This window comes from Xenorhabdus eapokensis (assembly GCF_001908105.1).
Genome location: NZ_MKGQ01000069.1, coordinates 1 through 5,052, shown reverse-complemented (window position 1 = coordinate 5,052; position 5,052 = coordinate 1). Strand labels below are relative to the sequence as shown.

At 28.8% G+C, this 5,052-nt stretch carries 4 protein-coding genes; all 4 read right to left on the bottom strand.

The genetic code is table 11. The annotated features are described in order from the left end of the window. Positions 1–50: 50 nt before the first annotated feature. The 4 genes from Xedl_RS18945 to Xedl_RS18930 all read right to left on the bottom strand — a co-directional run bounded on the left by Xedl_RS18945 (position 51) and on the right by Xedl_RS18930 (position 4,950). On the bottom strand, positions 51–1,913 hold the full coding sequence (locus tag Xedl_RS18945; RefSeq protein ID WP_083600403.1) for a peptidase domain-containing ABC transporter: 1,863 nt from the start codon (positions 1,911–1,913) through the stop codon (positions 51–53). Position 1,914: 1 nt separating this feature from the next. After that, complete coding sequence (locus Xedl_RS18940) at positions 1,915–3,186, bottom strand: HlyD family secretion protein (protein ID WP_083600402.1); 1,272 nt, start codon at positions 3,184–3,186, stop codon at positions 1,915–1,917. Further along, positions 3,176–4,336, bottom strand: coding sequence for a JmjC domain-containing protein (locus tag Xedl_RS18935; RefSeq protein ID WP_074025270.1), 1,161 nt, complete (start codon positions 4,334–4,336; stop codon positions 3,176–3,178). The genes Xedl_RS18940 and Xedl_RS18935 overlap by 11 nt, the downstream gene beginning before the upstream one ends. A gap of 320 nt (positions 4,337–4,656) precedes the next feature. Then, positions 4,657–4,950 carry a hypothetical protein gene (locus tag Xedl_RS18930; RefSeq protein ID WP_143187486.1) on the bottom strand — a complete coding sequence of 98 codons (294 nt, stop codon included), beginning with the start codon at positions 4,948–4,950 and terminating at the stop codon, positions 4,657–4,659. Positions 4,951–5,052 lie beyond the last annotated feature (102 nt).

Genomic DNA, 5,052 nt, shown 5'->3' with positions numbered 1-5,052 from the left:
GTTTTATCACCTGGACTCAGGAAACCATGGAATATGAGATCAATACATTATTAGCTGGTTATGGTGACCAATTTGCAATTAATTTCTCTTGAGGACTTATCATCATGTATTGCAGCTATTTTAGCACAATTTACCGATTTTTCTATATCAGGTTTTTCATCGAAAAAAGTTATATTATCCATAATGGAGCCAGAAAATAATGCATCATCTTGTGCAACATAACCTATACTATCCCTGATGCTTTTAATATGAGATTCATTAACTGCAACATTTCCAATTATGACTTTCCCTTCTGTAGGAAGAATACTACCCATCATTAAATTAAGCAATGTTGACTTACCACATCCCGAAGCCCCTATTATAGCAGCAGAACCTCCAGCCGGGATATTGAAAGATAAATCCTTTATCAAATAAGGGGAGTTATCATTATATTTAAAACAGAGATTTTTAACTTTTACATTACTTGACGATATTTCTTTTTCTTTCAGAGATAAATCAGAATTAAACTCTGTTTCAGTTAGGACAATATCCGATAATCTCTCAAGATGAATTCCTAGCATTTTCAAAGAAATAAACTGATCAATAAGAGATAGAACTCTAGACTCAAATTGGGATTTATATGCCAAAAATGACATTAAGATTCCAATAGTAAATACATTATCAAATATAAGAAGTGTACCTAAATACACTATCAATACATTTTGAATTCCAAATAATATTTTATTAACAAAAGAAAAGAGCAAGGATAATCTTTGAGTTTTAAGACTTGAATTAAGTGTATCAATAGATAATGATAACCAAGAGTTATATCTATAACTTTCTTTTCCGAAAATTTTTATCGTTTTTATCCCTCTTATTGTTTCCATAAAGTTAGAACTTAGTTTTGCTGAATGAGCGATATTTTCTTTAGAAATTTCCCTTAAAGGAAAATACCATGCAATTCGTATGACCATATAAATAAGAAGTGTAATTATTGATATTAAAGTCAATTTAAAATTATACATTAGCATAATAAAAATCGTAATTACAGATACAAAACTATTACATATAGAGATAAAAAAAGAAGATGTTAAAGTATTTTGTATACTATCAATAGAAGAAAATCTTGATATTATATCACCTAAGTGCCTTTTTCTAAAAAAATCTATTGGCAAATTGATTAAATGTGTAAAAACATTTGATTTCCATTGTATGTTCAAATTAGTACTAATATATGTAGTTAATAAACTCTGCACAATAGTTATAACTTGTTCAAAAATTAGTAATATGCCAAATCTAAACGATAACAATAATATTAAATTTTTGTCTTCAGAAACAACCCCATGGTCAATTATTAATTGCATATAATATGGACTAATAAGCGCAAAAAACTCTAGTGCAAAAGCTAATAATAATATTTTTATTATTGATTTTTTCACTCCTGATATATTTCTAATAAACTTTGAAACATTTATTCGTTCTTTTAAAATATTCTTTTTGAAATCATTATTCGGCCAAAATTCAACAGCGATACCTGTAAAATAATCGGAAAAATCATCAAAGCTTAAGTATCTTATACCAATACTTGGATCCATAATAACTATTTTTTTTGATAATACCTTTTTTAGCACTACAAAATGATTAAGCCCCCAGTGGAGAAGACATGGTAATGTCAGTTGTTCTATTTCATCAATATCTAAACGAATTGCTCTATAGGATAGATTTAGTTCTTTAGCATAGTTAGTAATATCATTAAGATTTATACCAGTAAGGGGTACAGAAAACTTTCTCCTAAGTGAAAGTAAATCAATCTGATACCCGTGAAAAGAAGCAATGGACGCGAGGCAAGCTAAACCACATTCAGCCATTTCTGTTTGCAATATAACTGGCAAATTATTAGAAGACCAAAATCTAATCTGATTCAATTTTATCATTTTAAATACTATCATTTATTGAAAATAAAAGTTCAAACATCCACTCATATAATTTTCTTCTTTCATGCAAAATGTCCGCATCAATAGTCATTCCAATTTCCAATGGCTTCTTGATTTTATTAATTTCAATATATTGTTTTTCAAGCTCAGCCTTTATTAAGTAAACTGGTTCATTTGTGGCATTTAATGCTGGAAATACACTTCCTATACTTTTTATTTCCTGAGCAGCCATAGCAGATCGACTAACAGATGTAACTTTTGCCTTGAATATTCCAAACTTTTGATATGGATATGCTGAATATTTTATATTTACAACATCTCCGATTTTTATAAATCCTATAGACTGATTAGGTACATATAAATGAAGAACAAGATCTTGGTTACTAGGAACTATACTCAATAGTAATGTTGATTGATCCACATATGAGCCTAACTCAAAATTGTTAATATTAACAAAGCCGGATGAATTGGCTCTTATTACAGACTCAGTCTGACTTTCAATATTTAAGATTTCTTGGTTAACAGAAGACAATACTCTTTCTATTTCTTGTCGTTCTATAATTTTTTTTAATGGAGCATCCTCAATTTCCAATTCTTTTTCAGTAATTAAACGATCTATTTCTATAAGGTCCTTTTTAGTTAAATTTAGTCTTTCTAATTGTTCTAACTCATTACCCTCAATCGAAGACATATATTCTTTTGATATAAAACCTTTTTTTTCTAAACTTCTATATCTATATGTATTTTCCCTTAAATCGTTTAATCTCTTTTTTTGTATTTTTATTTGAATTTTTATTTGCTCTTTTTGTTTAATTAAACCATTAAGATTATTTTTAAGCAACTCAATTCGGTTAACTTGAAGAGATTCCATTTTATTGATCTCATTGATTAATGTAATTTTTTTTAGAATTGCTTGTTCTTTTAAACTATCCTGCAATGTTCCTTCATTTATATACTGAGCCTTATAAATAACACCTAAAACATCTCCTTTTTTAACAAATTGCCCATCCTTAACCTTAATATCACTAATAACACCAATTTCTTTAGAATAAATCTTAGACATTCCATCTTTAGGATAAATTTGACCTTTTATTGATGTTTTTCTAGAATATTCAGTAAAAATGATAAATATAATAATAAATACTACAAGCAAGCTGGAAAGGTATGTCAATACAGTAAAAACAAATGGACTGGTCAAAACCATTTGGCCAGCCATAGGTATTGATTTTTTTTTCAAAGCTTCTTGACGAAAAAGGTCGTCTTTATACATCATTTATAATTTCTAATATATTTTGATAGCCAAGATTATAAATCAGATCTTTCATTTTTTCATGCATTTCAGTTTCAAAGAAAGAGAGTAATTTTTCAAGAGAAATATATGGATTATCATCAATTTTCTTAAGCAATTCAGTAGAGCCATGATCTAAATTTAATTTAATCCCATTACAAATTACATATCCATCATCTATAGATAAATTATTATTTGAATTTATTCTTAAATATGCTTTATCAGATAATTTAGATTTATTATTGCAAAATAAATCTAAATTCAATTTATTTGGTATTCTTTGTTCTGAGCCAATTGATTGTAAAAATTCATTATATGCTTCTTCTGAACCTAAATATTTAAAAATAAACTTTGATAAATCTTCAATTTCACTTTTAGCTTGTACCCATGATCTAGGAAGAGATTTTCTCCCTATCTCAAAATCATTTATTTTATTTGATAACCAGTATAAATAATTAAAGACATAAGGTGGAAAAATTCCAACAGATAAATGTATAGTCTCTTCACCAACAGGTAATGGATTATGCCACCAACCTCTAGGAAGATAAAGAACATCTCCAGCCTCTAATACGAAATCATCATATGGTTCAGAAGGACATGGATATATATCTTCCATATCCTTTGATTGATGTACATACAAAGGGTTTTGAAATGATGGCTCATAAATAACCCATCTTTTTTTGCCAGTTAGTTGTATTACAAAAATATCTCTGCTATCCCAATGGGGTTTAAATGAACTTTTCTCTCCATAAGCTAAATATATACTTGAAAAAGTATGACTATCTGTCAATGAAGAACAGCATTTAGCTAAATAATCAATTTTAGGTTCGTTGATAATACCATTTGCAACTAATGTTGCACCAGCATTTAAATAATCATATAACTTAGAGTAGATATATCTATATCTTGTATTCCCTAAATCTTGATAAGATTCTAGGTATTCTCTTTTATCTAGAATACCATTATACATTAACTTAAGTCCTTCAAATGATTCTAAGTCAGAACGATTGTATATATCTTCTATTTCATTCCTGTTTATAAAATTCACATCATATATGCTCTTAAATACATATGGTTTTTTTTCAAAAAAATTATCTAAAAAATATTTTTTTTCAATATTAAAATTAATTGTCATTATATTTACTATTTTTACAATAAATGTAGATACTAACATAAATTAATTATAATAATTTGAACATGAGTTGTGCATCATAATCAAAACGTACTAAATAATAAGTAATAAGTAATAAATAATAAGTAGTAAGTAAGAGTACTGAGCACATCCCAAGTTCAAAATGATATATAAAATAATATCCTTATCTAAGGAAGTATCTAAACATATATAGTTATGCGTTCATGTCAGGGGGAATGAAATTACTCATTTTATTGATATAAAAGGGAATTTAATTTCATTCAGTGAAATTTAATCACATATAAAAAGATACTAGGTTAATATTAACAATAATTACAACCTGTATCCCCGCAGTAGTGACTTCCACTTTCTGGTACTGGAGGTCTTGTAAACAAATCTCGTATAAATGATGAGCCTGCAGCCCTGCGACCAGCCTCAGCACCTGCAGCTTGCCCAACTATCCCTCCTCCTATTCTACCGGCCAGACCTCCAACAATCGCACCACCTACAGTACCAACTACTGGAACAACACTTCCAACCGCAGCACCCGCCATAACTCCAGCCTGAGAGCCAACCCATCCTCCAACCTGTTTACCAACTACCCAGGGCGCGAGCATACTTTTTTTTAGCACCTCTTGAATGAAGGCAAATGACATGATCTAATGAGATTTATTTTCCTTCTCATTGCTGACCTATGACTCTGATTGAACACTTATCCG

Excerpts from the sequence above, each read along its gene's own strand:
- Xedl_RS18935 (WP_074025270.1), bottom strand. The coding sequence starts at position 4,336 with ATGACAATTAATTTTAATATTGAAAAAAAATATTTTTTAGATAATTTT.
- Xedl_RS18930 (WP_143187486.1), bottom strand. The coding sequence starts at position 4,950 with ATGCTCGCGCCCTGGGTAGTTGGTAAACAGGTTGGAGGATGGGTTGGC.
- Xedl_RS18945 (WP_083600403.1), bottom strand. The coding sequence starts at position 1,913 with ATGATAAAATTGAATCAGATTAGATTTTGGTCTTCTAATAATTTGCCA.
- Xedl_RS18940 (WP_083600402.1), bottom strand. The coding sequence starts at position 3,186 with ATGATGTATAAAGACGACCTTTTTCGTCAAGAAGCTTTGAAAAAAAAA.